Here is a 24,151-nt window from a genome sequence, read left to right on the forward strand (position 1 = left end):
TGGTCGCCCGGAGGCGCCAAGTCCCCGCACCGACTTCCGGCAGCGCGTCGCCGTACCTCCGCGATCCCCGGCCGGCCGCCGGTGTGCCCCTGCGCACCGGCCACGAATCCACGGCGCCCACTCGGCCCGGGCGCCCGCAAGCCCTGGCAGGCCTACCGCCCCTCCGTAGCCCGTAGCCCGTAGCCCGTAGCCCGTAGCCCGTAGCCCGTAGTCGGCAGTCGGTAAGCCCGCATGCTCGGCCGGCCTGTCCCGTCGGCCCGGTCTCCGGGGGTCTCCGGCGCGCCCGCCGCCCCGCCCGGCCTGCCGACGGTTGTCCACAGGCTCGTCGCGGTGTCGGTGCTCGCCAGTAGGGTGTGAGACATGGCCGACCCCTCCAGCTACCGCCCCAAGCCGGGACAGATCCCGGACACTCCCGGGGTGTACAGGTTCCGTGACGAGCACCGCCGGGTGATCTACGTCGGAAAGGCGAAGAGCCTGCGCCAGCGCCTGGCGAACTACTTCCAGGACCTGGCGAGCCTGCACCCCCGCACCCGGACGATGGTCACCACCGCGGCGTCCGTGGAGTGGACCGTGGTGTCCACGGAGGTCGAGGCACTCCAGCTGGAGTACTCCTGGATCAAGGAGTACGACCCCCGGTTCAACGTGAAGTACCGCGACGACAAGAGCTACCCCTACCTCGCGGTGACGATGAACGAGGAGTTCCCGCGGGTCCAGGTGATGCGCGGTCACAAGAAGAAGGGCGTGCGCTACTTCGGGCCGTACGGTCACGCGTGGGCGATCCGGGACACCGTCGATCTGCTGCTGCGCGTGTTCCCGGTGCGCACCTGCTCGGCCGGGGTGTTCAAGAACGCCGCCCGCACCGGCCGTCCCTGCCTGCTCGGCTACATCGGCAAGTGCTCGGCTCCCTGCGTCGGCCGGGTCGAGCCGGAGGAGCACCGCGAACTGGCAGAGGAGTTCTGCGACTTCATGGCCGGCCGCACCGGCACCTACCTCCGCCGTCTGGAGCAGCAGATGACGGAGGCCGCCGAGGAGATGGAGTACGAGCGGGCCGCCCGGCTGCGCGACGACATCGAGGCCCTGAAGAAGGCGATGGAGAAGAACGCGGTCGTGCTCGCCGACGCGACCGACGCCGACCTCATCGCCGTCGCGGAGGACGAGCTGGAGGCGGCCGTCCAGATCTTCCACGTGCGCGGCGGACGCGTGCGCGGCCAGCGCGGCTGGGTGACGGACAAGGTCGAGGACGTCACCACGGGCGCCCTCGTCGAGCACGCCCTCCAGCAGCTCTACGGCGAGGAGACCGGTGACGCCGTCCCCAAGGAGGTGCTGGTCCCGGCCCTGCCCGAGCCGGTCGAGCCGGTCCAGGAGTGGCTCACCGACCGCCGCGGGTCGAACGTCTCGCTGCGCATCCCGCAGCGCGGCGACAAGAAGGCCCTGATGGAGACCGTGCAGCGCAACGCCCAGCAGTCGCTCGCCCTGCACAAGACCAAGCGCGCCTCCGACCTCACCACGCGTTCGCGTGCGCTCGAGGAGATCGCCGACGCCCTGGACCTGGACAGCGCCCCGCTGCGCATCGAGTGCTACGACATCTCGCACCTGCAGGGCGACGACGTGGTGGCCTCCATGGTCGTCTTCGAGGACGGCCTGCAGCGCAAGAGCGAGTACCGCCGCTTCCAGATCAAGGGCTTCGCCGGCCAGGACGACGTGCGCTCCATGCACGAGGTGATCACCCGCCGCTTCCGCCGCTACCTCGCGGACAAGGAGCGGACCGGCGAGTGGGTGGAGGACGGCGCCGAGGAGGCCCTCACGGAGTCCGACGGCACCGCGGCGACGGCCCCCGGCACCCCCGCACCCCCCGGCAGCCTCGCAGCCTCTGGCGCTCCCGCACCCTCCGCTGCCCTCGCACCCTCCGGCGCTCCCGCACCCTCCGCCGCCCCCACACCCCCCGGCACCGCACCCGACCGCGATGCCGCCCCCGTCGACGGTTTCAAGGACGAGGACGGCCGTCCCAAGAAGTTCGCCTACCCGCCCCAGCTCGTGGTCGTCGACGGCGGCCGGCCGCAGGTCGCCGCCGCCAAGCGGGCGCTCGACGAACTCGGCATCGACGACATCGCCGTCTGCGGCCTCGCCAAGCGCCTCGAAGAGGTCTGGCTGCCCGGGGACGACGACCCGGTGGTCCTGGCCCGCAGCAGCGAGGGCCTCTACCTGCTCCAGCGCATCCGGGACGAGGCGCACCGCTTCGCCATCACCTACCAGCGCACCAAACGGGCCAAGCGCTTCCGTTCCAGCCCCCTGGACGACGTACCGGGGCTGGGCGAGACCCGCAAACAGGCGTTGATCAAGCATTTCGGCTCGGTGAAGAAGCTGCGGTCCGCCACAATCGAGCAGATCCAGGAAGTACCCGGGATAGGACGCAAGACGGCCGAGACCATCGCCGTGGCCCTCGCCCAGGCGGCCCCGGCCGCACCCGCCGTGAACACGGCGACCGGAGAGATCATGGATGACAGGGAAGACGAGGCGCCCGAGACGACGGCGGACGCCTCGGGGGAGCCCGTACCCGCGGGCGCCCCGGACGATCGACGGGGCCAGGAGAGATGACCGAGCGCGACGCACAGCCCACAGCACAGCGAGATCCGGCGTTCAGCCAAACGCAGGGCGAGCCCGAGGAAACGCACAACGAGGCGCGCCAGGATCAGCCGCAGGAAGCGCAAGCCGAAGCGGGCCAGGAAAACGGAGCAGAAGTGAGCACGGACGCCGCCGCTGCCGGGGTGCCGGAGGCGGCCATCCCCGAGCTGGTGATCATCTCCGGCATGTCGGGAGCCGGCCGTTCCACGGCGGCCAAGTGCCTGGAGGACCTCGGCTGGTTCGTCGTGGACAACCTCCCGCCGGCCCTCATCCCCACCATGGTCGAGCTGGGTGCCCGCTCCCAGGGCAACGTGGCGCGGATCGCGGTCGTCGTCGACGTGCGCGGCCGGCGCTTCTTCGACAACCTGCGCGAGTCCCTCGCCGACCTCGACAGCCGGGGCGTCACCCGCCGGATCGTCTTCCTGGAGTCCTCCGACGACGCGCTGGTCCGCCGCTTCGAGTCGGTGCGCCGCCCGCACCCCCTCCAGGGCGACGGCCGGATCGTGGACGGCATCGCCGCCGAGCGGGAGCTGCTGCGCGAGCTGCGCGGCGACGCCGACCTGGTGATCGACACCTCCAGCCTCAACGTGCACGAGCTGCGCGCCAAGATGGACGCCCAGTTCGCCGGCGAGGAGGAGCCCGAGCTGCGGGCGACGGTGATGTCGTTCGGCTTCAAGTACGGCCTGCCGGTCGACGCCGACCTGGTCGCCGACATGCGGTTCCTGCCCAACCCGCACTGGGTGCCGGAGCTGCGCCCGTACACCGGTCTCAACGAGGAGGTGTCGGCGTACGTCTTCAACCAGCCGGGCGCCAAGGAGTTCCTCGACCGGTACGCCGAGCTGCTGCGGCTGATCGCGGCCGGGTACCGGCGTGAGGGCAAGCGGTACGTGACGATCGCCATCGGCTGCACGGGCGGCAAGCACCGCTCGGTCGCCGTGTCCGAGAAGCTCGCCGCCCGCCTGGCCGCAGAGGGAGTGGAGACCGTGGTCGTGCACCGGGACATGGGGCGCGAGTGACCGAGCGCAGTCCACGGCTGAGCAGGCTGCGCCGGATGGTGCCGGAGTCCCGCGCGGGCCGTCCCGTCGAGGCCCGCGGTGCCCGGCCGCGCCGCCGCGGTGCCCAGCCCAAGGTGGTCGCCCTGGGCGGGGGCATGGGCCTGTCCGCCTCGCTCGCCGCCCTGCGCCGGATCACCGGCGACCTCACCGCCGTCGTCACCGTGGCCGACGACGGCGGCTCCAGCGGGCGCCTGCGCGACGAACTGGGTGTGCTCCCACCGGGTGATCTCCGCAAGGCTCTCGCCGCCCTGTGCGGTGACGACGACTGGGGCCAGACCTGGGCCCGGGTCATCCAGCACCGCTTCCAGTCCAAGGGCGACCTGCACGAGCACGCGGTCGGCAATCTGCTGATCGTCGCCCTGTGGGAGCAGCTCGGCGACCACGTCCAGGCCCTGGACCTGGTGGGCAGGCTGCTCGGCGCGCACGGGCGCGTGCTGCCGATGTCCGCCGTGCCGCTGGAGCTGCAGGCGCTGGTCAAGGGGCACGACCCGGAGCGGCCCGAGGAGGTGGACCTCGTCCGCGGGCAGGCCACCGTGGCGCTCACGCCCGGCGAGGTCCAGTCCGTGCACCTGGTGCCGCACGACCCGCCGGCCGTGCCGGAGGCGGTGGCGGCCGTCCTGGACGCGGACTGGGTGGTGCTCGGCCCCGGCTCCTGGTTCTCGTCGGTGATCCCGCACCTGCTCGTCCCCGATCTGCTGGACGCGCTCACCGAGACCAAGGCCCGCAAGGTCCTCTCGCTGAACCTGGCACCGCAGCCGGGAGAAACCGAAGGCTTCTCACCGCAGCGTCATTTGGAGGTTTTGGGGCGACACGCCCCTAAACTCGCCCTGGACGTGGTGCTGGCCGACGAGGCCGCCGTGCCCGACCGCGACTCGCTCACCGAGGCCGCCAAGCGGCTGGGAGCCGCGGTCGAGCTGAGCCCCGTGGCCCGGACCGACGGTTCACCCCGGCACGACCCGGAGCTGTTGGCCGCCGCGTACGACCGTATTTTTCGGATGCATGGAAGGATCGGCCCATGGCGATGACGGCAGCGGTGAAGGACGAGATCTCCCGGCTACCCGTCACCCGGACCTGCTGCCGGAAGGCGGAGGTCTCCGCCATTCTGCGGTTCGCGGGCGGCCTCCACCTGGTGAGCGGGCGCATCGTGATCGAGGCGGAGCTGGACACCGCGATGGCGGCCCGGCGCCTCAAGCGGGACATCCTGGAGATCTTCGGCCACAGCTCCGAGCTGATCGTGATGGCGCCCGGCGGACTGCGCCGCGGCTCCCGGTACGTCGTGCGGGTGGTGGCGGGCGGCGACCAGCTGGCCCGCCAGACCGGCCTGGTGGACGGCCGGGGCCGGCCGATCCGGGGCCTGCCCCCGCAGGTCGTCTCCGGGGCCACCTGTGACGCCGAGGCGGCCTGGCGCGGCGCCTTCCTGGCCCACGGCTCGCTGACCGAGCCCGGCCGCTCCTCCTCCCTGGAGGTGACCTGCCCGGGCCCGGAGGCCGCGCTGGCGCTGGTCGGCGCCGCCCGCAGGCTGTCCATCGCCGCGAAGGCCCGTGAGGTGCGCGGGGTGGACCGGGTGGTCGTCCGTGACGGTGACGCGATCGGCGCCCTGCTGACCCGTCTCGGCGCGCACGAGTCGGTGCTGGCCTGGGAGGAGCGCCGGATGCGCCGCGAGGTCCGCGCCACCGCGAACCGCCTCGCCAACTTCGACGACGCCAACCTGCGCCGCTCCGCCCGCGCGGCCGTGGCCGCCGGAGCCAGGGTCCAGCGTGCCCTGGAGATCCTCGCCGACGAGGTGCCCGAGCACCTCGCGGCGGCCGGCCGGCTGCGCATGGAGCACAAGCAGGCCTCCCTGGAGGAGCTGGGCGCGCTCGCCGACCCGCCGCTCACCAAGGACGCCGTCGCCGGCCGGATCCGCCGACTGCTCGCGATGGCCGACAAGCGCGCGTCCGATCTGGGCATCCCGGGCACCGAGGCCAACCTCTCCGAGGAGCTGGCAGACAACCTCGCAGGCTGAGGCACCGTCACCCCGCCGGTGCCGGCGACCGCGGCGGTCGTCGGCACCGGTGTTTACGTCCCTTTTAAGCCACCGTGAACTGGCCATGAGGCGCCCTTGACTGGATCATGAAGTGTCATGAGCCTGGCAGGAGTTCGCCGCCGTGGCGAACCACTGCTAGGGGGGTTCATGAGACACAGAGCGAGATCGATCCTCGCTGTCGGCGCGCTCCTGATCGGCTCGGCCGCACTCGCACCGATGGCGCAGGCGCAGCCCGGGAGTTCCCCGAGACCCGACCCCGACCAGGTCAAGGTCTTCCACGCCGACGTCACCAGGAAACAGATTCCCCTCCTGCTCGAAGCCGGGCAGGACGGCAACGAACTCGGCGACCAGGTCTCCGGATCCGGAAAGACGGAAGTCGAGCTGTACCTCACCGACCAGCAGGCGAAGAAGCTGGCCAAGCAGGGCGTCGACCTCACCGAGCACAAGGTGTCGGCCAAGGCCGAGCTGCGGGTCGAGGACGCCTCCCAGCACGTGTTCCGCCCGTACAGCGGCACCGGCGGGCTCGAACAGGAGATCCTTGCGACCGCGCAGGCCAACCCCGGTCTCACCAAGGTCGAGTCCATCGGCAGGACGGTCGACGGACAGGACATCCTCGCGCTCAAACTGACCAAGGGCGCGAAGAAGTCCAAGGACGGCTCCAAGCCCTCCGTGCTGTACGTGTCCAACCAGCACGCGCGCGAGTGGATCACACCGGAGATGACCCGCCGGCTGATGCACTACTACCTGGACAACTACGGCACGAACCAGCGCGTCAAGAAGATCGTCGACTCGACCGAGCTGTGGTTCGTGCTGTCCGCCAACCCGGACGGTTACGACTACACCTTCCAGAACTCCGACACCCGCCTGTGGCGCAAGAACCTGCGGGACGTCAACGGCGACGGGGTCATCAGCACGGGCGACGGCGTCGACCTCAACCGCAACTTCGGCTACAAGTGGGGCTACGACGACGAGGGTTCGTCGCCCAACCCCACCAGCGAGACCTACCGCGGCGCGAGCCCGGAGTCCGAGCCCGAGACCAGGGCGCTGGACGACTTCGAGAAGCGGATCGGGTTCACGTACGGCATCAACTACCACTCCGCGGCCGAGCTCCTCCTCTACGGCGTCGGCTGGCAGGTGGCGACCCCCACCCCGGACGACGTCCTCTACAAGGCGCTCGCCGGCACCCCGGACAACCCGGCGATCCCCGGCTATCACTCGCAGGTCTCCTCGGAGCTGTACACCACCAACGGCGAGGCGGACGGCCACGCGTCGAACGTCAACGGCATGGCGATGTTCACCCCCGAGATGTCGACCTGCCAGACCGCCTCGAACATCGACCCGAACGACGCCTGGAACGCCGCCGACTGCCAGTCGGTCTTCAACTTCCCGGACGACGAGAAGCTGATCCAGGACGAGTTCGAGAAGAACATCCCCTTCGCGCTCTCCGTCGCCGAGACCGCCGCCCACCCCGACCAGCCGAGCTCCTCGGTCGGCCTGAGCGCCGCAGACTTCACCCCGGCGACGTTCTCCACGTCGTACTCGCGCGGCGCCGACCAGGAGGTCTCCGTCGTCGTCCGTAAGGCGATCCGTGACAGGGAGCTCAAGTACCGCGTCAACGGCGGCCGCACGCGGGACAGGGCGCTCAAGGCCTGGAAGGGCGGCGAGACCTACGGCGGCGGGGACAACCTCTACTTCGACGAGTACCGGGCCAAGGTGAAGGACGGCGACCCGGGCGACAAGGTCGAGGTGTGGTTCACCGGTGAGACGAAGAGCGGCAAGAGGGTCTCCAGCGCGCACTTCACGTACACCGTCGCCGAGCGGGCCAAGGCGGACACCCTGGTGGTCGCCGAGGAGGGCGCCAAGGCCACCCAGGCGCAGACCTACGTCGACGCGCTGAAGGCCGCCGGGCACAAGGCGGTCGTCTGGGACGTCGCCACCCAGGGCGCACCCGACGCGCTGGGCGTGCTGAAGCACTTCGAGACGGTCGTCCACTACTCGGGCACGAGCGGTCCGGGCAACGACACCCAGCTGCAGCTGCGCGCCTACCTCAACGAGGGCGGCAAGCTGATCGAGGCCGGCGAGCTGGCCGGCGGCAGCGTGAACCTCGGCGACGGCACCCCGTCGAACGACTTCAGCCAGTACTACCTGGGCGCCTACTCCCGTACGTCGACGCCCGGAGCCACCGGGTTCACCGGCTCCGGCACCCTGGACGGCTTCGGCGGGGCCCTGAGCGGCACCTCCGCCAACCCGCTCGACAAGGCCGGCACCTACGCCGTCACCTCCGACGAGCTCTCGCCCGGCACGTACCCCCAGTTCGCCAGCGCGGGCGCGGGCCAGTTCGCCGGCACCGTCAACCCCTACGGGCCGTACTCCGGGTCGTACATGGCCGCGGCCGTCCACACCGACGACGCCTACAAGCGCCTCACCCGCACCGTCGACCTCACCGGGGCCACCGCGTCCCAGCGGCCCACCCTCAGCGCCAGGCTGCTGTGGGACACCGAACCCGGCTACGACCACGCGGTCGTCGAGGCGCACGTGGTCGGCAGCGACGACTGGACGACCCTGCCCGAGAAGAACGGCGCCACCAGCAGCGCCGTGCCGAGCGAGTGCGGGGCGGGCTTCCTGATCGCCGAGCACCCGTGGCTCAAGCACTACCTGACCATCGCGGACAACCAGTGCACCGCGAGCGGCACCAGCGGCACCTGGAACAGCTTCACCGGCAGCTCGGCGGGCTGGCAGTCCGTGAACTTCGACCTGAGCGCCTACGCAGGCAAGACCGTCGAGATCTCCATCGGCTACATCACCGACCCGAGCACCGGCGGGCACGGCGTCCTCGTCGACGACGCCTCGCTCGTGCTCGGCGGCACCGCCACCGAGACCGAGGGCTTCGAGACCTCCCTCGGCCCCTGGAGCGTCACCGGACCGCCCGCGGGCAGCCCGGCCGTCCTGAAGGACTGGGAGCGCACCGGCGCCCTGTTCAAGACGTACGGAGCCGTCACCACCGACCGCACCGTGCTGCTCGGTTTCGGCCTGGAACAAGTCAGTTCCGCGGCCGATCGTGCCGCTCTGGTGAAGAAGGCGTTGACAGCACTCGACAACTGACGCCGGCGGCACGCGACAAGTGAGCCGACCCGCTCACGAACGAGTGAAAGGGCGGTAACTGCGGGTTGGCATTCCCTGGCAAACCAGGGCAATTCGACCCACGATCCGAGGTGGTCCGTACCCCTACTGGCGGGTACGGACCGCCTCGCCGTGTATGGGGCATCTGGATGTCACCACGGAAGCCTCAGGGAGGTAGGGTCATGGGTGGTCGGGGACATCCCAAACTCAGCTCGCCGGCACCGCATGGCCGGCGTACCAACGAGGAGATCGGTTCGTGACGATCCGCGTAGGCATCAACGGCTTCGGTCGTATCGGTCGCAACTACTTCCGCGCGCTGCTGGAGCAGGGCGCTGACATCGAGATCGTGGCTGTCAACGACCTGGGTGACACCGCGACCACCGCGCACCTGCTGAAGTACGACACGATCCTGGGCCGTCTCAAGGCGGAGGTGTCGCACACCGCCGACACGATCACCGTCGACGGCCACACCATCAAGGTGCTGTCCGAGCGCAACCCCGCCGACATCCCGTGGGGCGACCTGGGCGTCGACATCGTCATCGAGTCGACCGGCATCTTCACCAACAAGGACGACGCCGCCAAGCACATCGCCGGCGGCGCCAAGAAGGTTCTCATCTCGGCTCCGGCCAAGAACGAGGACATCACCATCGTCATGGGCGTCAACCAGGACAAGTACGACGCGGCCAACCACCACGTCATCTCCAACGCCTCCTGCACCACCAACTGTGTGGCGCCGATGGCGAAGGTCCTCGACGAGAACTTCGGCATCGTCAAGGGCCTGATGACGACGGTGCACGCGTACACCAACGACCAGCGCATCCTGGACTTCCCGCACAAGGACCTGCGTCGCGCGCGTGCCGCCGCGGAGAACATCATCCCGACCACGACGGGTGCCGCCAAGGCCACCGCGCTGGTGCTCCCGCAGCTCAAGGGCAAGCTGGACGGCATCGCCATGCGCGTGCCGGTCCCGACCGGCTCCGCCACCGACCTGGTGGTGACCCTGCAGCGCGAGGTCACCAAGGACGAGGTCAACGCCGCGTTCAAGAAGGCCGCCGACGACGGCGACCTGAAGGGCTACCTGGCGTACACCGAGGACGAGATCGTCTCCTCGGACATCGTCGGCGACCCGGCCTCCTGCACCTTCGACTCCTCCCTGACCATGGTCCAGGAGGGCAATACGGTGAAGATCCTCGGCTGGTACGACAACGAGTGGGGCTACTCGAACCGCCTCGTCGACCTCACGGTCTTCGTCGGCAACCAGCTCTGATCGGCCGAACAGGCACCACGATGCGGTAGCAGGGCTCGGGCAGCGCACGGTCGCGCCGCCCGGGCCCTGACGCGCGTAAGGATCGACCCGACGACATACGGTTCGATCAGTCCTCGTACGATCAAGAGCCCCCCTGTAGGAGTCCCCAACCATGAAGACGATCGACGAACTCCTCGCCGAAGGGGTCGACGGCAAGCGGGTCTTCGTCCGTGCCGACCTCAACGTGCCGATGGCCGACGGTCTCATCACCGACGACGGCCGCATCCGTGCCGTCCTGCCCACGGTCAAGGCCCTGGCCGACGCGGGCGCCAAGGTGGTCGTCGCCTCGCACCTGGGCCGCCCCAAGGGCGTCCCGGACCTGAAGTTCTCCCTGCTCCAGGCCGCCGAGCGGCTCGGTGAACTGCTCGGCGCCCCGGTCGCGTTCGCCCAGGACACCGTGGGCCCCGCCGCCCACGACGCGGTGAACGGCCTGGAGCCCGGCCAGGTCGCGGTCATCGAGAACCTGCGCTTCAACGCGGGCGAGACGTCCAAGGACGACGCCGAGCGCGGCGAGTTCGCCGACCGGCTCGCCGCCCTCGCGGACGTCTACGTCGGCGACGGCTTCGGCGCGGTGCACCGCAAGCACGCCTCCGTCTACGACCTCCCGGCCCGGCTGCCGCACTACGCCGGCTACCTGATCGCCACCGAGGTCGGCGTCCTGAAGAAGCTCACCGAGGACGTCCAGCGGCCCTACGTCGTCGTGCTCGGCGGCGCCAAGGTCTCCGACAAGCTCGCCGTGATCGACCAGCTGCTCGGCAAGGCCGACCGCATCCTCATCGGCGGCGGCATGGTCTACACCTTCCTCAAGGCCAAGGGGTACGAGGTCGGCAGCTCCCTCCTCCAGGAGGACCAGCTCGCCACCGTCGCCGAGTACCTGGAGCGCGCCGAGAAGACCGGCGTCGAGATCGTGCTGCCCGTCGACACCCTGGTGGCCCCCGAGTTCCCGGACCTGTCGGCCAAGGCTCCCACCCACCCCGCCACGGTCCCCGCGGACGCCATGCCGGCCGGGCAGATGGGTCTGGACATCGGCCCGGAGACCAGCAAGCTGTACGCCTCGAAGCTCGCCGACGCCGCCACCGTCTTCTGGAACGGCCCCATGGGCGTCTTCGAGCACCCCGACTACGCCGCGGGCACCCGGGCGGTCGCCCAGGCCCTCGTCGAGTCCAAGGGCTTCACCGTCGTCGGCGGCGGGGACTCCGCAGCCGCCGTGCGCATCCTCGGCTTCGACGAGAACGCGTTCGGACACATCTCGACCGGTGGCGGTGCCTCCCTCGAATACCTCGAGGGCAAGACGCTCCCCGGCCTCGCCGCACTGGAGGACTGACCTACATGAGCACGCGCACGCCGATCATGGCGGGCAACTGGAAGATGAACCTCAACCACCTCGAGGCCATCGCGCACGTCCAGAAGCTCGCCTTCGCCCTGGCCGACAAGGACTACGAGGCCGTCGAGGTCGCCGTCCTGCCGCCCTTCACCGACCTGCGTTCCGTGCAGACCCTGGTCGACGGCGACAAGCTCAAGATCAAGTACGGTGCCCAGGACCTCTCGGCGCACGACTCCGGCGCCTACACCGGCGAGATCTCCGGCTCCATGCTGGCCAAGCTGAAGTGCACGTACGTGGTCGTCGGCCACTCGGAGCGACGCCAGTACCACGCCGAGACCGACGAGATCGTGAACGCCAAGGTCAAGGCCGCCTACAGGCACGGTCTGACCCCGATCCTGTGCGTCGGCGAGGAGCTGGACGTCCGCGAGGCGGGCAACCACGTCTCCCACACCCTCGCCCAGGTCGAGGGCGGTCTCAAGGACCTCCCGGCCGAGCAGGCCGAGACCGTCGTGATCGCCTACGAGCCCGTGTGGGCGATCGGCACCGGCAAGGTCTGCGGCGCCCCGGACGCCCAGGAGGTCTGCGCCGCGATCCGTGCCAAGGTCGCCGAGCTGTACAGCCAGGAGCTGGCCGACCAGGTCCGCATCCAGTACGGCGGCTCCGTCAAGGCCGGCAACGTGGCCGAGATCATGGCGCAGGCCGACATCGACGGCGCCCTGGTGGGCGGTGCCTCGCTGGACGCGGAAGAATTCGTCAAGATCGTGCGCTTCCGCGATCAGTGATCGGGGTGAGCGAGTAGGCCCCGGGGACGATCCGTCGTACCCTTGCGGGGACAAGGCGGCCAGCTGCCTTGTCCCCGTGGTTCACCAGAGTCGTTCATCCGCATCCGAGAGAGTTGGTCCAGCCGTGGTTTTGGGGTTCTCGATCGCCCTGATCGTCTTCAGCCTGCTGCTGATGCTGCTGGTGCTGATGCACAAGGGCAAGGGCGGCGGCCTCTCCGACATGTTCGGTGGCGGTATGCAGTCCTCCGTCGGCGGTTCCTCGGTCGCCGAGCGGAACCTGGACCGGATCACCCTGGTGATCGGTCTGCTGTGGCTCGCGTGCATCATCGTCCTCGGCATCCTGATGAAGACGAACAGCTGATCCGCGACTCACACACGCACAATCTGTACGTAAGGCCCCATGTTCGGTACGCGCACCTGAGCGCGGCCTATCATGGGGCTTGCGTCTAGGTGCTGGGGCGGTAACTCCCACCACTGGACGCGCGTTGGGCCTTACGTAGACTGAGGCGCTCGCAACGAAGCGGCACGCCGACTCGCTTCGCGGCACCATCACGCAGGGAGTTACGACCGTGGCAAGTGGCAACGCGATCCGAGGTAGCCGGGTCGGGGCGGGGCCGATGGGCGAGGCCGAGCGCGGCGAGTCCGCGCCGCGTCTGCGCATCTCCTTCTGGTGCTCCAACGGGCACGAGACGCAGCCCAGCTTCGCCAGCGACGCGCAGGTGCCCGAAACCTGGGACTGCCCGCGTTGCGGCTTCCCGGCCGGTCAGGACCGGGACAACCCGCCGGACCCGCCGCGCACCGAGCCGTACAAGACGCACCTCGCGTACGTACGGGAGCGGCGCAGCGACGCGGACGGCGAGGCGATCCTCGCCGAGGCACTCGCCAAACTGCGGGGCGAGATCTAGGAGTTGGGACCGGCCGGGAGCCTGCGTGCGCCTGGCCGGAGCTGTCTCCGCGGCCTGGGCCCAGTCCGTTGTCAGTGGTGCCCTCTACGGTTTGTGCACAGGCGAATCGTGAGGGGGCGACGGTGACGATGAGCGTGGGGGCACCCGGGTGGCGCGGAGGATGCGGGCACCTGTGGACGGGCGCCGTGGTCTCCCGGTTCGGGACGCGTCACGGTCGTCCGCGCTGCCCCTGCCGGCCGCGCGCCTGACCGCGAACCCGCTCGCCATCGCCTCCGTGACCGCCTGCGGCTACGTGCCGTGGCTGCTGTTCGGCCTGCTCGCCGGTGCCGTCGCGGACCGGGTGGACCGGCGGCGCGCGGCTGGCCCGTGGACACGGCACGAGGTCCGCTCGTCGCCGCCCTGATCGCCTCGCTGCGGACCCGGCCGCCCGTGGGTACCGCCGGACACGCGGCGGGCCACGACCGCGGACTCGGCCGGCAGCACCACCGGCGGCTTCCTCGGGTCACGCTGATGCAGCAACGCGCGCCCGGGTCGATGACGGGCCGGATCACCGCCGTCTTCCGCACCTCGGCCACCTCTGGCGCGCCGCTCGGCGCCCACCTCGGCGGAGCCGTCGCGGGAGCCTACGGCCTGAACGGGCCCGCGCTGCCGGCCGCCGTCCTCTTCGGCCTGGCCGTCACCTCGTTGACACCGGTGCGCCAGCCGGACGTACCTGTTGTTGCGCCGCGGGACGGCGCGACGGCAGGCCGTGCCCGGAGCTGATCAACTAGGTTGGAACGGCAGCGGCACAGGCACGCAACAGGACAGGTGCAAGGAAGAAGGCTGAAGTCGGAATGAACGCAGACGGCCGTACCAGGCTCAACCAGACGCCCGAGTGGACCGCGCTCGCCAAGCACCGGGAGGAGCTCGCCGAGACCCATCTGCGGGATCTGTTCGCCGCCGACCCCGGACGCGGCACGGGCTACACCCTCCAGGTCGGCGACCTCCACGTCGACTACTCGAAGCACCTGGTCAACGACGAGACGCTGCGGCTGCTGCGCGAGCTGGCCGCCGCCACCGACGTCTTCGGCCTGCGGGACGCCATGTTCCGCGGCGAGAAGATCAACGTCACCGAGGACCGCGCGGTCCTGCACACCGCCCTGCGCGCTCCGCGTGACGCGGTGATCGAGGTCGACGGCGCGAACGTGGTGCCCCAGGTGCACGCGGTCCTGGACAAGATGGCCGACTTCGCCGACCGCGTCCGCTCCGGCGCCTGGACCGGCCACACCGGCAAGCCCATCAGGAACGTGGTCAACGTCGGCATCGGCGGCTCCGACCTCGGCCCCGCGATGGCCTACGAGGTGCTGCGCAGCTTCACCGACCGCGATCTCACGGTCCGCTTCGTCTCCAACGTCGACGGTGCCGACCTGCACGAGGCGACCCGCGACCTGGACGCGGCCGAGACGCTCTTCGTCATCGCCTCGAAGACCTTCACCACCATCGAGACGATCACCAACGCCACCTCCGCCCGCAACTGGCTCCTCGGCGAGCTGAAGGCCGGTCAGGAAGCGGTCGCCAAGCACTTCGTGGCCCTCTCCACGAACTCCGAGAAGGTGTCGGACTTCGGCATCGACACGGCCAACATGTTCGAGTTCTGGGACTGGGTCGGCGGCCGCTACTCCTTCGACTCGGCGATCGGCCTCTCGCTGATGATCGCCATCGGCCCGGACCGCTTCCGCGAGATGCTGGACGGCTTCCACCTGGTCGACGAGCACTTCCGCACCGCCCCCGCCGAGGCCAACGTGCCTTTGCTCCTCGGCCTGTTGGGCATCTGGTACGGCAACTTCCACGACGCCCAGTCGCACGCGGTGCTGCCGTACAGCCACTACCTCTCCAAGTTCACCGCCTACCTCCAGCAGCTGGACATGGAGTCCAACGGCAAGTCGGTGGACCGGGACGGCCGGCCGGTGCAGTGGCAGACCGGTCCGGTGGTGTGGGGCACGCCGGGCACGAACGGGCAGCACGCGTACTACCAGTTGATCCACCAGGGCACCAAGCTGATCCCGGCGGACTTCATCGGCTTCGCCGAGCCGGTCGCCGAGCTGAGCGGTGAACTCAAGGCCCAGCACGACCTGCTGATGGCGAACTTCTTCGCCCAGACCCAGGCGCTGGCCTTCGGTAAGACGGCCGACGAGGTCCGCGCCGAGGGCGTCCCCGAGGCGCAGGTGGCGCACCGCACCTTCAAGGGCAACCACCCGACCACGACCATCCTCGCGAAGGAACTCACTCCGTCGGTCCTGGGCCAGCTGGTGGCGTTGTACGAGCACAAGGTCTTCACCCAGGGCGCCGTCTGGAACATCGACTCCTTCGACCAGTGGGGCGTCGAGCTCGGCAAGGTCCTCGCCAAGCGTGTGGAACCGGCCCTGACGGAGGGCGCGGAGGTACCCGGCCTGGACGCGTCCACGAAGGCGCTGGTCGCCAAGTACCGGGAACTGCGCGGGCGTTAGGCCCGGACATGGAAGAACCCGTACGGCCGCGGTGGCCGTACGGGTTCTTCCATCAGCGCCTCACCGGCTTCGTCACGCAGAAGCCGGCGGATACAGCGACCGCGGCAGCTGGGAGGCCGCCGCCGAGTCCAGGAGCCACAGGGTGCGTTGGCGGCCCTGGGCGCCCGTCGCCGGGGCCTGGATCTCGCCCGCGCCGGAGAGCGCGATGGCGACGGCCTCGGCCTTGTCCTCGCCCGCCGCCAGCAGCCAGACCTCGCGGGCCGAGCGGATGGCGGGGAGGGTGAGCGAGATGCGGGTCGGCGGGGGCTTGGGGGCGCCGTGGACGCCGACCACCGTGCGTTCCGTCTCGCGGACCGCGGGCAGCTCCGGGAAGAGCGAGGCCACGTGGGTGTCCGGGCCGACGCCCAGCATCAGGACGTCGAAGGTCGGCACCGGACCGTGGTTCTCGGGGTCGGCCGCGGCGGCCAGCTCCACCGCGTAGGCCTCGGCGGCCGCGTCGACGTCCGTGCCCCAGGGGCCGTCCGAGGCGGGCATGGCGTGCACGCGCTTCGGGTCCACCGGGACCTGGTCGAGCAGGGCCTCGCGGGCCTGGGTGACGTTGCGCTCCGGGTCGCCCTCGGGCAGGAAGCGCTCGTCGCCCCACCAGAGGTCGAGCCGGCCCCAGTCGATGGCGTCCCGGGCCGGGGCCGCGGCCAGGGCCGCCAGCAGGCCGTTGCCGTTGCGGCCGCCCGTGAGGACCACGGACGCCTCGCCCCGGGAGGCTTGGGCGTCCACGATCTTCGTGATCAGACGGGCCGCGGCGGCCTGCGCCATCAGCTCCTTGTCGCGGTGCACGACCAGCTGGGGAGTGCTCATGTCGCCTTCGCCCTCTTCTTCAGCGGCGGCCTTTCCTGCGGTGCCGCTTCTGTCGTGGGAACCTCGGCAGCGGCTTCGGAGGCTGTGGCCGGGTGGGTGACCGGTTCTCCTTTGGGGGAGACCTCCGGAGCCGAAGCCTCCGGTACCGGTTCCGTGGCCGGGGTGGCCGGGGTGGCCGGGGTGGCCGGCGCGTTCAGGCGCTCCACGCCGAACCGCAGCGCCGACGCGTAGGTGTCGTCCGGGTCGAGCCGGCGCAGCTCCTCCGCGATCAGCTCCGCCGTGTCGCGCCGCTTCAGCGCCACCGCACGGTCCGGCTGACCGTCGATGGAGAGCGTCGCGAGGGAGCCGTCGGCGCGGTCGAGCGCGATCGCGCCCTCGCTGGTGGCGAGGCGGACCGCGGTCAGGCCGGGGCCCGCCGAGAGGGAGCGCTTGACGGGGACGTCCAGCCGGTCCGCGAGCCACATCGCCAGCAGCTCGCAGCTCGGGTTGAACTCCTCGCCCTCCACCTCGACCGCCTTGACCTCGCAGACCACCTGGTCCAGGGCCGCCGCCAGCATCGAGCGCCAGGGCGTGATCCGGGTCCAGGACAGGTCCGTGTCGCCGGGGGTGTAGGTGTCCGCGCGGGCGGACAGCTCCCGTACCGGCTGCTCGGAGGAGTAGGTGTCGGTGACCCGGCGCTGGGCGAGGGCGCCGAGGGGGTCCTTCGCCGGGTCGAGCGGGGCGTTCACCGGCCACCAGACGACGACCGGGGCGTCGGGGAGCAGCAGCGGCAGCACGACCGAGTCGGCGTGGTCGGCGACCTCGCCGTGCAGCCGCAGGATCACCGTCTCGCCGGACCCCGCGTCCGCGCCCACCCGGACCTCCGCGTCCAGGCGGGACGCCGTACGGTCGCGGGGGGAGCGGGAGACGCGCTTGATGACGACCAGGGTGCGCGAGGGGTGCTCGTGCGAGGCCTCCTCGGCTGCCTTGAGGGCGTCGTAGGCGTTCTCCTCGTCGGTGACGATGACGAGGGTGAGCACCATGCCCACGGCGGGCGTGCCGATGGCCCGGCGGCCCTGTACCAGCGCCTTGTTGACCTTGCCGGCCGTGGTGTCCGTGAGGTCTATCTTCATGGGCGGCGCCAGCTCCGTCCGTCTCGTGCCAGCATCTGGTCGGCCTCGGCGGGGCCCCAGGTGCCGGACTTGTACTGGGCGGGCCTGCCGTGCGTGTCCCAGTACTCCTCGATCGGGTCGAGGATCTTCCAGGACAGCTCGACCTCCTCCGTGCGCGGGAAGAGGTTGGCGTCGCCGAGCAGCACGTCCAGGATCAGCCGCTCGTACGCCTCCGGCGAGGACTCGGTGAAGGACTCGCCGTAGGCGAAGTCCATCGACACGTCCCGGATCTCCATCGAGGTGCCGGGCACCTTGGAGCCGAAGCGGACGGTGACGCCCTCGTCGGGCTGGACGCGGATGACGATCGCGTTCTGCCCGAGTTCCTCGGTGGCCGTCTGGTCGAAGGGGGAGTGCGGGGCCCGCTGGAAGACCACCGCGATCTCGGTGACGCGGCGGCCGAGCCGCTTGCCGGTGCGCAGGTAGAAGGGGACGCCCGCCCAGCGGCGGTTGTCGATCTCGAGCTTCACGGCGGCGTAGGTGTCGGTCTTCGACTTGGGGTTGATGCCGTCCTCTTCGAGGTAGCCGATGACCTTCTCGCCGCCCTGCCAGCCGGCCGCGTACTGGCCGCGCACGGTCGAGGTGCCGAGGTCCTTGGGCAGCCGTACCGCGCCGAGCACCTTCTCCTTCTCCGCGGCCAGTGCGTCCGCGTTGAAGGAGGCCGGCTCCTCCATGGCGGTCAGGGCCATGAGCTGGAGCAGGTGGTTCTGGATGACGTCACGGGCCGAGCCGATGCCGTCGTAGTAGCCGGCCCGGCCGCCGATGCCGATGTCCTCGGCCATGGTGATCTGGATGTGGTCCACGAAGGACCGGTTCCAGATCGGCTCGTACATCGTGTTGGCGAAACGCAGCGCCAGGATGTTCTGGACGGTCTCCTTGCCGAGGTAGTGGTCGATCCGGAACACCTGGTCCGGTTCGAACACCTCGTGCACGACCTTGTTGAGCTCCTCGGCCGACTTCAGGTCGTGGCCGAAGGGCTTCTCGATGACCGCGCGCCGCCAGGAGCCGCCGGACTGGTCGGCCAGGCCGTGCTTCTTCAGCTGCTGGATGACCACCGGGAAGGAGCGCGGCGGGACCGAGAGGTAGAAGGCGAAGTTGCCGCCCGTGCCCTGCGCCTTGTCCAGCTCCTCGATGGTGGAGCGCAGGCGCTCGAACGCGTCGTCGTCGTCGAAGGTGCCCTGGACGAAGCGCATCCCCTGGATGAGCTGCTGCCAGACCTCCTCGCGGAACGGGGTGCGGGCGTGTTCCTTGACGGCGTCGTGGACCTCGGCGGCGAAGTCCTCGTTGGCCCACTCGCGGCGGGCGAAACCGACCAGGGAGAAGCCCGGCGGCAGCAGACCCCGGTTGGCGAGGTCGTAGACGGCGGGCATGAGCTTCTTACGGGAGAGGTCGCCCGTGACGCCGAAGATGACCAGGCCCGACGGCCCCGCGATACGCGGGAGCCGTCGGTCGGCGGGGTCACGCAGCGGGTTGCTGCTTGACAAGATGTCAGCCCTCCGAGGGGGCCAGGCGCTCCAGCTCCGCCTGGGTCGACTTGAGCAGGTCGTTCCAGGACGCCTCGAACTTCTCGACGCCCTCGTCCTCCAGTACCTGGACCACGTCGTCGTACGAGATCCCGAGCGCCTCGACCGCGTCCAGGTCGGCGCGGGCCTGCTCGTACGTGCCGGTGATCGTGTCGCCGGTGATCTCGCCGTGGTCCTCGACCGCGAAGAGGGTGGCCTCCGGCATGGTGTTCACCGTGTTCGGCGCCACCAGCTCGTCGACGTACATGGTGTCCTTGTACGCCGGGTCCTTCACGCCGGTGGAGGCCCACAGCGGACGCTGCTTGCGGGCGCCCGCGTTCTCCAGCGCCTGCCAGCGGTCGGAGGAGAAGACCTCCTCGTAGGCCTGGTAGGCGAGCCGGGCGTTGGCGATGGCGGCCTTGCCGCGCAGCGCCTTGGCCTCGTCGGTGCCCAGGGCGTCCAGGCGCTTGTCGATCTCGGTGTCCACCCGGGACACGAAGAACGACGCCACCGAACGGATGAGCGACAGGTCCAGGCCGCGCTCCTTGGCCTTCTCCAGGCCGGTCAGGTAGGCGTCCATGACCTTGCGGTAGCGCTCGAGGGAGAAGATCAGCGTGACGTTGACGCTGATGCCGAGGCCGATGACCTCGGCGATCGCCGGCAGACCCGCCTCGGTGGCCGGGATCTTGATGAGCGTGTTGGGGCGGTCCACCAGCCAGGCCAGCTGCCTGGCCTCGGCGACGGTCGCCTTGGTGTTGTGCGCGAGGCGGGGGTCGACCTCGATCGACACACGGCCGTCCTGGCCGTCGGTCGCGTCGAACACCGGGCGCAGGATGTCGGCGGCGTCGCGGACGTCCGCCGTGGTGATCATGCGGATGGCCTCTTCGACGGTCACCTTGCGGGCGGCGAGGTCGGAAACCTGCTGGTCGTAGCCGTCGCCCTGCGAGATCGCCTTCTGGAAGATCGTCGGGTTGGTGGTGACGCCCACGACGTGCTGCTGGTCGATCAGTTCGGCGAGGTTGCCGGACGTGATCCGCTTGCGCGACAGGTCGTCCAGCCAGATCGCGACGCCTTCGTCGGAGAGGCGCTTGAGTGCGTCTGTCATGGAATTACATCTCCTACGTGTCGTATGTGAGCGTCAGCGCTGGGCGGCGGCGATGGATTCCCGGGCCTTGGCGGCCACGTTCTCGGCCGTGAAGCCGAACTCGCGGAAGAGCACCTTGCCGTCGGCGGACGCACCGAAGTGCTCCAGGGAAACGATGCGGCCGGCCTCCCCGACGTACTTGTGCCAGGTGAGGCCGATACCCGCCTCGACCGACACCCGGGCCCTGACGGACGGCGGCAGGACGCTGTCCCGGTACCCCTGGTCCTGCTCCTCGAACCACTCCACGCACGGCATGGAGACGACGCGCGTGGGCACGCCGTCGGCCTCCAGCTGCTCGCGCGCCTCGACGGCGACGTGCACCTCGGAGCCGGTCGCGATCAGGATGACCTCGGGGGTCCCGCCGGACGCCTCGAACAGGACGTAGCCGCCCTTGACGGTGTCCTCGTTCGGCTCGTACACGGGCACACCCTGACGGGTCAGCGCCAGGCCGTGCGGGGCGCCCTTGCCGAAGACCTTCGTGTAGCGCCGGAGGACCTCGCGCCAGGCGATGGCGGTCTCGTTGGCGTCGGCCGGGCGGACCACGTTCAGGCCCGGGATGGCGCGCAGCGAGGCCAGGTGCTCGACCGGCTGGTGGGTGGGGCCGTCCTCGCCCAGGCCGATGGAGTCGTGGGTCCACACGTACGTCACCGGCAGGTGCATCAGCGCCGAGAGACGGACGGCGTTGCGCATGTAGTCGGAGAAGACGAGGAACGTACCGCCGTAGACACGGGTGTTGCCGTGCAGGGTGATGCCGTTCATCTCCGCGGCCATCGAGTGCTCGCGGATACCGAAGTGGATGGTGCGCCCGTAGGGGTTCGCGCCCGGCAGCGGGTTGTCCGCCGGCAGGAACGAGCTGTCCTTGTCGATGGTCGTGTTGTTCGACCCGGCGAGGTCGGCGGAACCGCCCCACAGCTCGGGGATGACCGCGCCGAGCGCCTGGAGCACCTTGCCGGAGGCCGCGCGGGTGGCGACGCCCTTGCCGGGCTCGAAGACCGGGATCTTCTCCTCCCAGCCCTTGGGCAGCTCGGCCGCCGCGATGCGGTCGAAGTCGGCGGCCCGCTCGGCGTTGCTGTTCCGCCACTGCTGGAACGACTTCTCCCACTCGGCCTTCGCGGCCGCGCCGCGCTCGCCGGCCTGCCGGGTGTGGGCGAGGACCTCCTCGGCGACGTCGAAGCTCTTGTCCGGGTCGAAGCCCAGGACGCGCTTGGTGGCCGCGACCTCTTCCTCGCCCAGCGCCGAGCCATGGGCGGCCTCGGTGTTCTGCGCGTTCGGGGCGGGCCAGGCGATGATCGAGCGCATCGCGATGAAGGACGGCTTGTCCGTCACCTTCTTCGCGGCCTCGATCGCGTTGTAGATGGCGTGCGGGTCCAGGTCGCCGTCCGGCTTCGGGGCGATCCGCTGGACATGCCAGCCGTACGCCTCGTACCGCTTGACGGTGTCCTCGGAGACGGCCGTCTCGGTGTCGCCCTCGATCGAGATGTGGTTGTCGTCCCACAGCAGGACGAGGTTGCCGAGCTTCTGGTGGCCGGCCATCGAGGACGCCTCGGCGGAGATGCCCTCCTGGAGGCAGCCGTCACCGGCGATGCAGTAGATGAAGTGGTCGAACGGCGACTCGCCCTGCGGCGCGTCCGGGTCGAACAGACCGCGCTCGTACCGGGAGGCCATGGCCATGCCCACCGCGTTGGCGACACCCTGGCCGAGCGGGCCGGTGGTGGTCTCCACGCCCTTGGTGTGGCCGTACTCCGGGTGACCGGGGGTCTTGGAGCCCCAGGTGCGGAAGGCCTCGAGGTCTTCCAGCTCCAGACCGAAGCCGGCCAGGTAGAGCTGCGTGTAGAGGGTCAGCGACGAGTGACCGGCGGACAGCACGAAGCGGTCGCGGCCCACCCATTCGGGGTCGGACGGGTCGTGCCGCATCACCTTCTGGAAGAGGGTGTACGCGGCCGGCGCCAGGCTCATCGCCGTACCCGGATGGCCGTTGCCGACCTTCTGTACGGCATCGGCGGCCAGGACGCGGGCGGTGTCTACGGCCCGCTGGTCCAACTCGGTCCAGTCGAGGTCTGTGGTGGTCGGCTTGGTGCTCACCCTGGGTCAGGGCTCCTCTCCACATGTTCGGTTACCGGTCCCCGGGCACACGCCCGCACCGGCTGCCGGTGCACTGGGTGCCCACCGGCCGTTGTCGAGCCTACCCCCGTAAGGACGTGCATTTTTTCGAGTGATTCCAGACTGCCGGGACTCTCGGGGATCCGCCTCCCGACTGGCCGAGAAGGCATTCGGCACATGAATACGGAACCGCTCATCTGACTGCTCAATCGAGCCGCCGCACCCCTCTGCCGAGACGCCCGCCAACACGACCCCACCCCGCGAAGGTCGGGGTACGGGCAACGTCTAAAGTGGCGTGGTACGCGCGAGCCTTTACCGTGAGTTCACACGGCGGGCTCGCTGGGAGTCTCTGTCAGGGGTGTGCGTGACGGCCGTCGAATCCCGTCCAGCGGGGGTGCTCGGTGCGAGCGAGAGCCCGAGCCACCGGCCGTTCGGGGCCCGTGTCAAAGCTTTCGTGGCGCTGACCAAGCCGCGGATCATCGAGCTGTTGCTCATCACCACCGTTCCGGTGATGTTCCTGGCGCAGCAGGGCGTGCCCGACCTGACGCTGGTGCTGCTCACCTGCGTCGGCGGGTACCTCTCGGCGGGCGGCGCCAACGCGCTGAACATGTACATCGACCGGGACATCGACGCGCTGATGGACCGGACCTCGCAGCGTCCGCTGGTGACCGGCATGGTCAGCCCGCGCGAGTGCCTCGCCTTCGGCATCACCCTGGCGGTCGGCTCCACGCTGCTGTTCGGTCTCACCGTCAACTGGCTGAGCGCGTGGCTGTCACTCGGAGCGCTGCTCTTCTACGTCGTCGTCTACACGATGATCCTCAAGCGGCGTACCGCGCAGAACATCGTGTGGGGCGGCATCGCGGGCTGCATGCCGGTGCTGATCGGCTGGTCGGCCGTCACCGACTCGCTCTCCTGGGCGCCGCTCATCCTCTTCCTTGTCATCTTCTTCTGGACGCCGCCGCACTACTGGCCGCTCTCCATGAAGGTGAAGGACGACTACGCGCGCGTGGGCGTGCCGATGCTGCCGGTCGTCGCCTCCAACAAGGTGGTCGCCAAGCAGATCGTCATCTACAGCTGGGTGATGGTCGCGGTCTCGCTGCTCCTCACCCCCCTCGGCTACACCGGCTGGTTCTACACCCTGGTCGCGCTCGCGGCGGGCGGCTGGTGGCTGTGGGAGGCGCACGCGCTGCAGAACCGCGCGAAGGCCGAGGTGACGGGCGGCAAGCTCAAGGAGATGCGGCTGTTCCACTGGTCGATCACCTACGTTTCGCTGCTCTTCGTCGCCGTGGCGGTCGACCCCTTCCTGCGCTGACACAGGTCACATCACCCTGCCCTCGCCAGTGGATCTACTCGTGAGTAGCATCCTGTCCATGGCAGACACGCAGCAGGTTGACACGCAGAAGGCTGACCAGAAGGCCGAGCGCAGGGTCGCGCGCCTCGCCAAGCGGATCGGGGCCTTCGCCAAGGCCCACGGGGGCGCCGAAGGCCAGGTGGCGTACATCGGCGAACGCGGCGCCCGCATCGTCCTCGTCGGCGAGGACGGCTTCTGGGGCGACCTGGTGGCCCCGACGTACGAGACCGCCGAGCAGGCGGTCGCCAAGTCCGGCATCACGGTCCACGAGTCCTTCGACGGCGAGTTCGCGGCGAAGGTGACGACGGGACCGTACGAGTGGAAGCGGATGGCCGGCATTCAGCTCGGCGGCTGATCCGGCGCCCCGCCAGGGGCGCGGGGCCGTATCCGCGGTGCGGCCGCGCCGCGTGGGCGTGAACACCCAC

The 24,151-nt window shown here is 70.1% G+C and carries 20 protein-coding genes; 15 read left to right on the plus strand and 5 right to left on the minus strand.

Annotated features, from left to right (window positions below; translation table 11 throughout):
• Window positions 1–360: 360 nt before the first annotated feature.
• From uvrC to pgi, 13 genes are all read left to right on the plus strand, one after another.
• Window positions 361–2,595: an excinuclease ABC subunit UvrC gene (uvrC, locus tag BLW82_RS32510; protein WP_093504481.1), complete on the plus strand. Its 2,235-nt coding sequence runs from the start codon at window positions 361–363 to the stop codon at window positions 2,593–2,595.
• Complete coding sequence (gene rapZ / locus BLW82_RS32515; protein WP_093504483.1) at window positions 2,592–3,638, plus strand: RNase adapter RapZ; 1,047 nt, start codon at window positions 2,592–2,594, stop codon at window positions 3,636–3,638. Before uvrC ends, rapZ begins: the two co-directional genes overlap by 4 nt.
• On the plus strand, window positions 3,635–4,702 hold the full coding sequence (gene yvcK / locus BLW82_RS32520; protein ID WP_093504485.1) for a gluconeogenesis factor YvcK family protein: 1,068 nt from the start codon (window positions 3,635–3,637) through the stop codon (window positions 4,700–4,702). Before rapZ ends, yvcK begins: the two co-directional genes overlap by 4 nt.
• Window positions 4,693–5,682: a DNA-binding protein WhiA gene (gene whiA, locus BLW82_RS32525; protein ID WP_089100932.1), complete on the plus strand. Its 990-nt coding sequence runs from the start codon at window positions 4,693–4,695 to the stop codon at window positions 5,680–5,682. Before yvcK ends, whiA begins: the two co-directional genes overlap by 10 nt.
• A gap of 168 nt (window positions 5,683–5,850) precedes the next feature.
• Window positions 5,851–8,805: a M14 family metallopeptidase gene (locus tag BLW82_RS32530; RefSeq protein WP_093504487.1), complete on the plus strand. Its 2,955-nt coding sequence runs from the start codon at window positions 5,851–5,853 to the stop codon at window positions 8,803–8,805.
• A gap of 274 nt (window positions 8,806–9,079) precedes the next feature.
• Window positions 9,080–10,090, plus strand: coding sequence for a type I glyceraldehyde-3-phosphate dehydrogenase (gap, locus tag BLW82_RS32535; protein WP_093504489.1), 1,011 nt, complete (start codon window positions 9,080–9,082; stop codon window positions 10,088–10,090).
• A gap of 151 nt (window positions 10,091–10,241) precedes the next feature.
• A complete protein-coding gene (pgk, locus tag BLW82_RS32540) occupies window positions 10,242–11,453 on the plus strand; it encodes a phosphoglycerate kinase (protein WP_093504491.1) in 1,212 nt (403 codons plus the stop codon).
• A gap of 5 nt (window positions 11,454–11,458) precedes the next feature.
• Window positions 11,459–12,235 carry a triose-phosphate isomerase gene (tpiA, locus tag BLW82_RS32545; RefSeq protein ID WP_093504493.1) on the plus strand — a complete coding sequence of 259 codons (777 nt, stop codon included), beginning with the start codon at window positions 11,459–11,461 and terminating at the stop codon, window positions 12,233–12,235.
• A gap of 130 nt (window positions 12,236–12,365) precedes the next feature.
• Entirely contained in the window at window positions 12,366–12,596 is a 231-nt protein-coding gene (gene secG / locus BLW82_RS32550; protein ID WP_177233337.1) for a preprotein translocase subunit SecG, read from the plus strand.
• A gap of 208 nt (window positions 12,597–12,804) precedes the next feature.
• Window positions 12,805–13,140 (plus strand): RNA polymerase-binding protein RbpA, encoded by a 336-nt coding sequence (locus BLW82_RS32555; RefSeq protein WP_003976875.1) that lies wholly within the window; start codon window positions 12,805–12,807, stop codon window positions 13,138–13,140.
• Window positions 13,141–13,312: 172 nt separating this feature from the next.
• A complete protein-coding gene (locus tag BLW82_RS45740; protein WP_371131433.1) occupies window positions 13,313–13,543 on the plus strand; it encodes a hypothetical protein in 231 nt (76 codons plus the stop codon).
• Window positions 13,507–13,902 carry a hypothetical protein gene (locus BLW82_RS45745; RefSeq protein ID WP_371131434.1) on the plus strand — a complete coding sequence of 132 codons (396 nt, stop codon included), beginning with the start codon at window positions 13,507–13,509 and terminating at the stop codon, window positions 13,900–13,902. The genes BLW82_RS45740 and BLW82_RS45745 overlap by 37 nt, the downstream gene beginning before the upstream one ends.
• 71 nt (window positions 13,903–13,973) lie before the next feature.
• Window positions 13,974–15,626 carry a glucose-6-phosphate isomerase gene (gene pgi / locus BLW82_RS32565; RefSeq protein WP_093504497.1) on the plus strand — a complete coding sequence of 551 codons (1,653 nt, stop codon included), beginning with the start codon at window positions 13,974–13,976 and terminating at the stop codon, window positions 15,624–15,626.
• Window positions 15,627–15,698: 72 nt separating this feature from the next.
• Here the strand turns inward: pgi and pgl are convergent, their stop codons facing one another.
• The 5 genes from pgl to tkt are packed head-to-tail and all read right to left on the minus strand — an operon-like array spanning window position 15,699 to window position 22,357.
• Window positions 15,699–16,481, minus strand: a complete 783-nt coding sequence (pgl, locus tag BLW82_RS32570) for a 6-phosphogluconolactonase (RefSeq protein ID WP_093504499.1) — start codon at window positions 16,479–16,481, stop codon at window positions 15,699–15,701.
• On the minus strand, window positions 16,478–17,593 hold the full coding sequence (gene opcA, locus BLW82_RS32575; RefSeq protein ID WP_093504501.1) for a glucose-6-phosphate dehydrogenase assembly protein OpcA: 1,116 nt from the start codon (window positions 17,591–17,593) through the stop codon (window positions 16,478–16,480). The genes pgl and opcA overlap by 4 nt, the downstream gene beginning before the upstream one ends.
• Entirely contained in the window at window positions 17,590–19,113 is a 1,524-nt protein-coding gene (gene zwf / locus BLW82_RS32580) for a glucose-6-phosphate dehydrogenase (RefSeq protein WP_093504503.1), read from the minus strand. The genes opcA and zwf overlap by 4 nt, the downstream gene beginning before the upstream one ends.
• A gap of 4 nt (window positions 19,114–19,117) precedes the next feature.
• Window positions 19,118–20,236, minus strand: coding sequence for a transaldolase (gene tal, locus BLW82_RS32585; protein WP_093504505.1), 1,119 nt, complete (start codon window positions 20,234–20,236; stop codon window positions 19,118–19,120).
• A 33-nt stretch (window positions 20,237–20,269) separates the two neighbouring features.
• A complete protein-coding gene (tkt, locus tag BLW82_RS32590) occupies window positions 20,270–22,357 on the minus strand; it encodes a transketolase (protein WP_093504507.1) in 2,088 nt (695 codons plus the stop codon).
• 376 nt (window positions 22,358–22,733) lie between these two features.
• Here tkt and BLW82_RS32600 point away from each other — a divergent pair, with 376 nt between their 5' ends.
• Together BLW82_RS32600 and BLW82_RS32605 are read left to right on the plus strand one after the other, a co-directional pair.
• The gene (locus BLW82_RS32600) at window positions 22,734–23,687 is read left to right on the plus strand and encodes a heme o synthase (protein WP_177233148.1); all 954 of its coding nucleotides are present in this window, start codon (window positions 22,734–22,736) and stop codon (window positions 23,685–23,687) included.
• Between the two features lie 58 nt (window positions 23,688–23,745).
• Window positions 23,746–24,081 carry a hypothetical protein gene (locus BLW82_RS32605; RefSeq protein WP_093504509.1) on the plus strand — a complete coding sequence of 112 codons (336 nt, stop codon included), beginning with the start codon at window positions 23,746–23,748 and terminating at the stop codon, window positions 24,079–24,081.
• The last annotated feature ends 70 nt before the right edge of the window (window positions 24,082–24,151 follow it).

The sequence above is a fragment of the Streptomyces sp. Ag109_O5-10 genome (assembly GCF_900105755.1).
Taxonomy (GTDB): Bacteria; Actinomycetota; Actinomycetes; order Streptomycetales; family Streptomycetaceae; genus Streptomyces.

Bases quoted from the DNA above. Each gene is read 5' to 3' on its own strand.
- uvrC (WP_093504481.1), top strand. From the start codon at position 361: ATGGCCGACCCCTCCAGCTACCGCCCCAAGCCGGGACAGATCCCGGAC.
- rapZ (WP_093504483.1), top strand. From the start codon at position 2,592: ATGACCGAGCGCGACGCACAGCCCACAGCACAGCGAGATCCGGCGTTC.
- whiA (WP_089100932.1), top strand. From the start codon at position 4,693: ATGGCGATGACGGCAGCGGTGAAGGACGAGATCTCCCGGCTACCCGTC.
- BLW82_RS32530 (WP_093504487.1), top strand. From the start codon at position 5,851: ATGAGACACAGAGCGAGATCGATCCTCGCTGTCGGCGCGCTCCTGATC.
- pgk (WP_093504491.1), top strand. From the start codon at position 10,242: ATGAAGACGATCGACGAACTCCTCGCCGAAGGGGTCGACGGCAAGCGG.
- tpiA (WP_093504493.1), top strand. From the start codon at position 11,459: ATGAGCACGCGCACGCCGATCATGGCGGGCAACTGGAAGATGAACCTC.
- pgi (WP_093504497.1), top strand. From the start codon at position 13,974: ATGAACGCAGACGGCCGTACCAGGCTCAACCAGACGCCCGAGTGGACC.
- pgl (WP_093504499.1), bottom strand. From the start codon at position 16,481: ATGAGCACTCCCCAGCTGGTCGTGCACCGCGACAAGGAGCTGATGGCG.
- opcA (WP_093504501.1), bottom strand. From the start codon at position 17,593: ATGAAGATAGACCTCACGGACACCACGGCCGGCAAGGTCAACAAGGCG.
- tal (WP_093504505.1), bottom strand. From the start codon at position 20,236: ATGACAGACGCACTCAAGCGCCTCTCCGACGAAGGCGTCGCGATCTGG.
- BLW82_RS32605 (WP_093504509.1), top strand. From the start codon at position 23,746: ATGGCAGACACGCAGCAGGTTGACACGCAGAAGGCTGACCAGAAGGCC.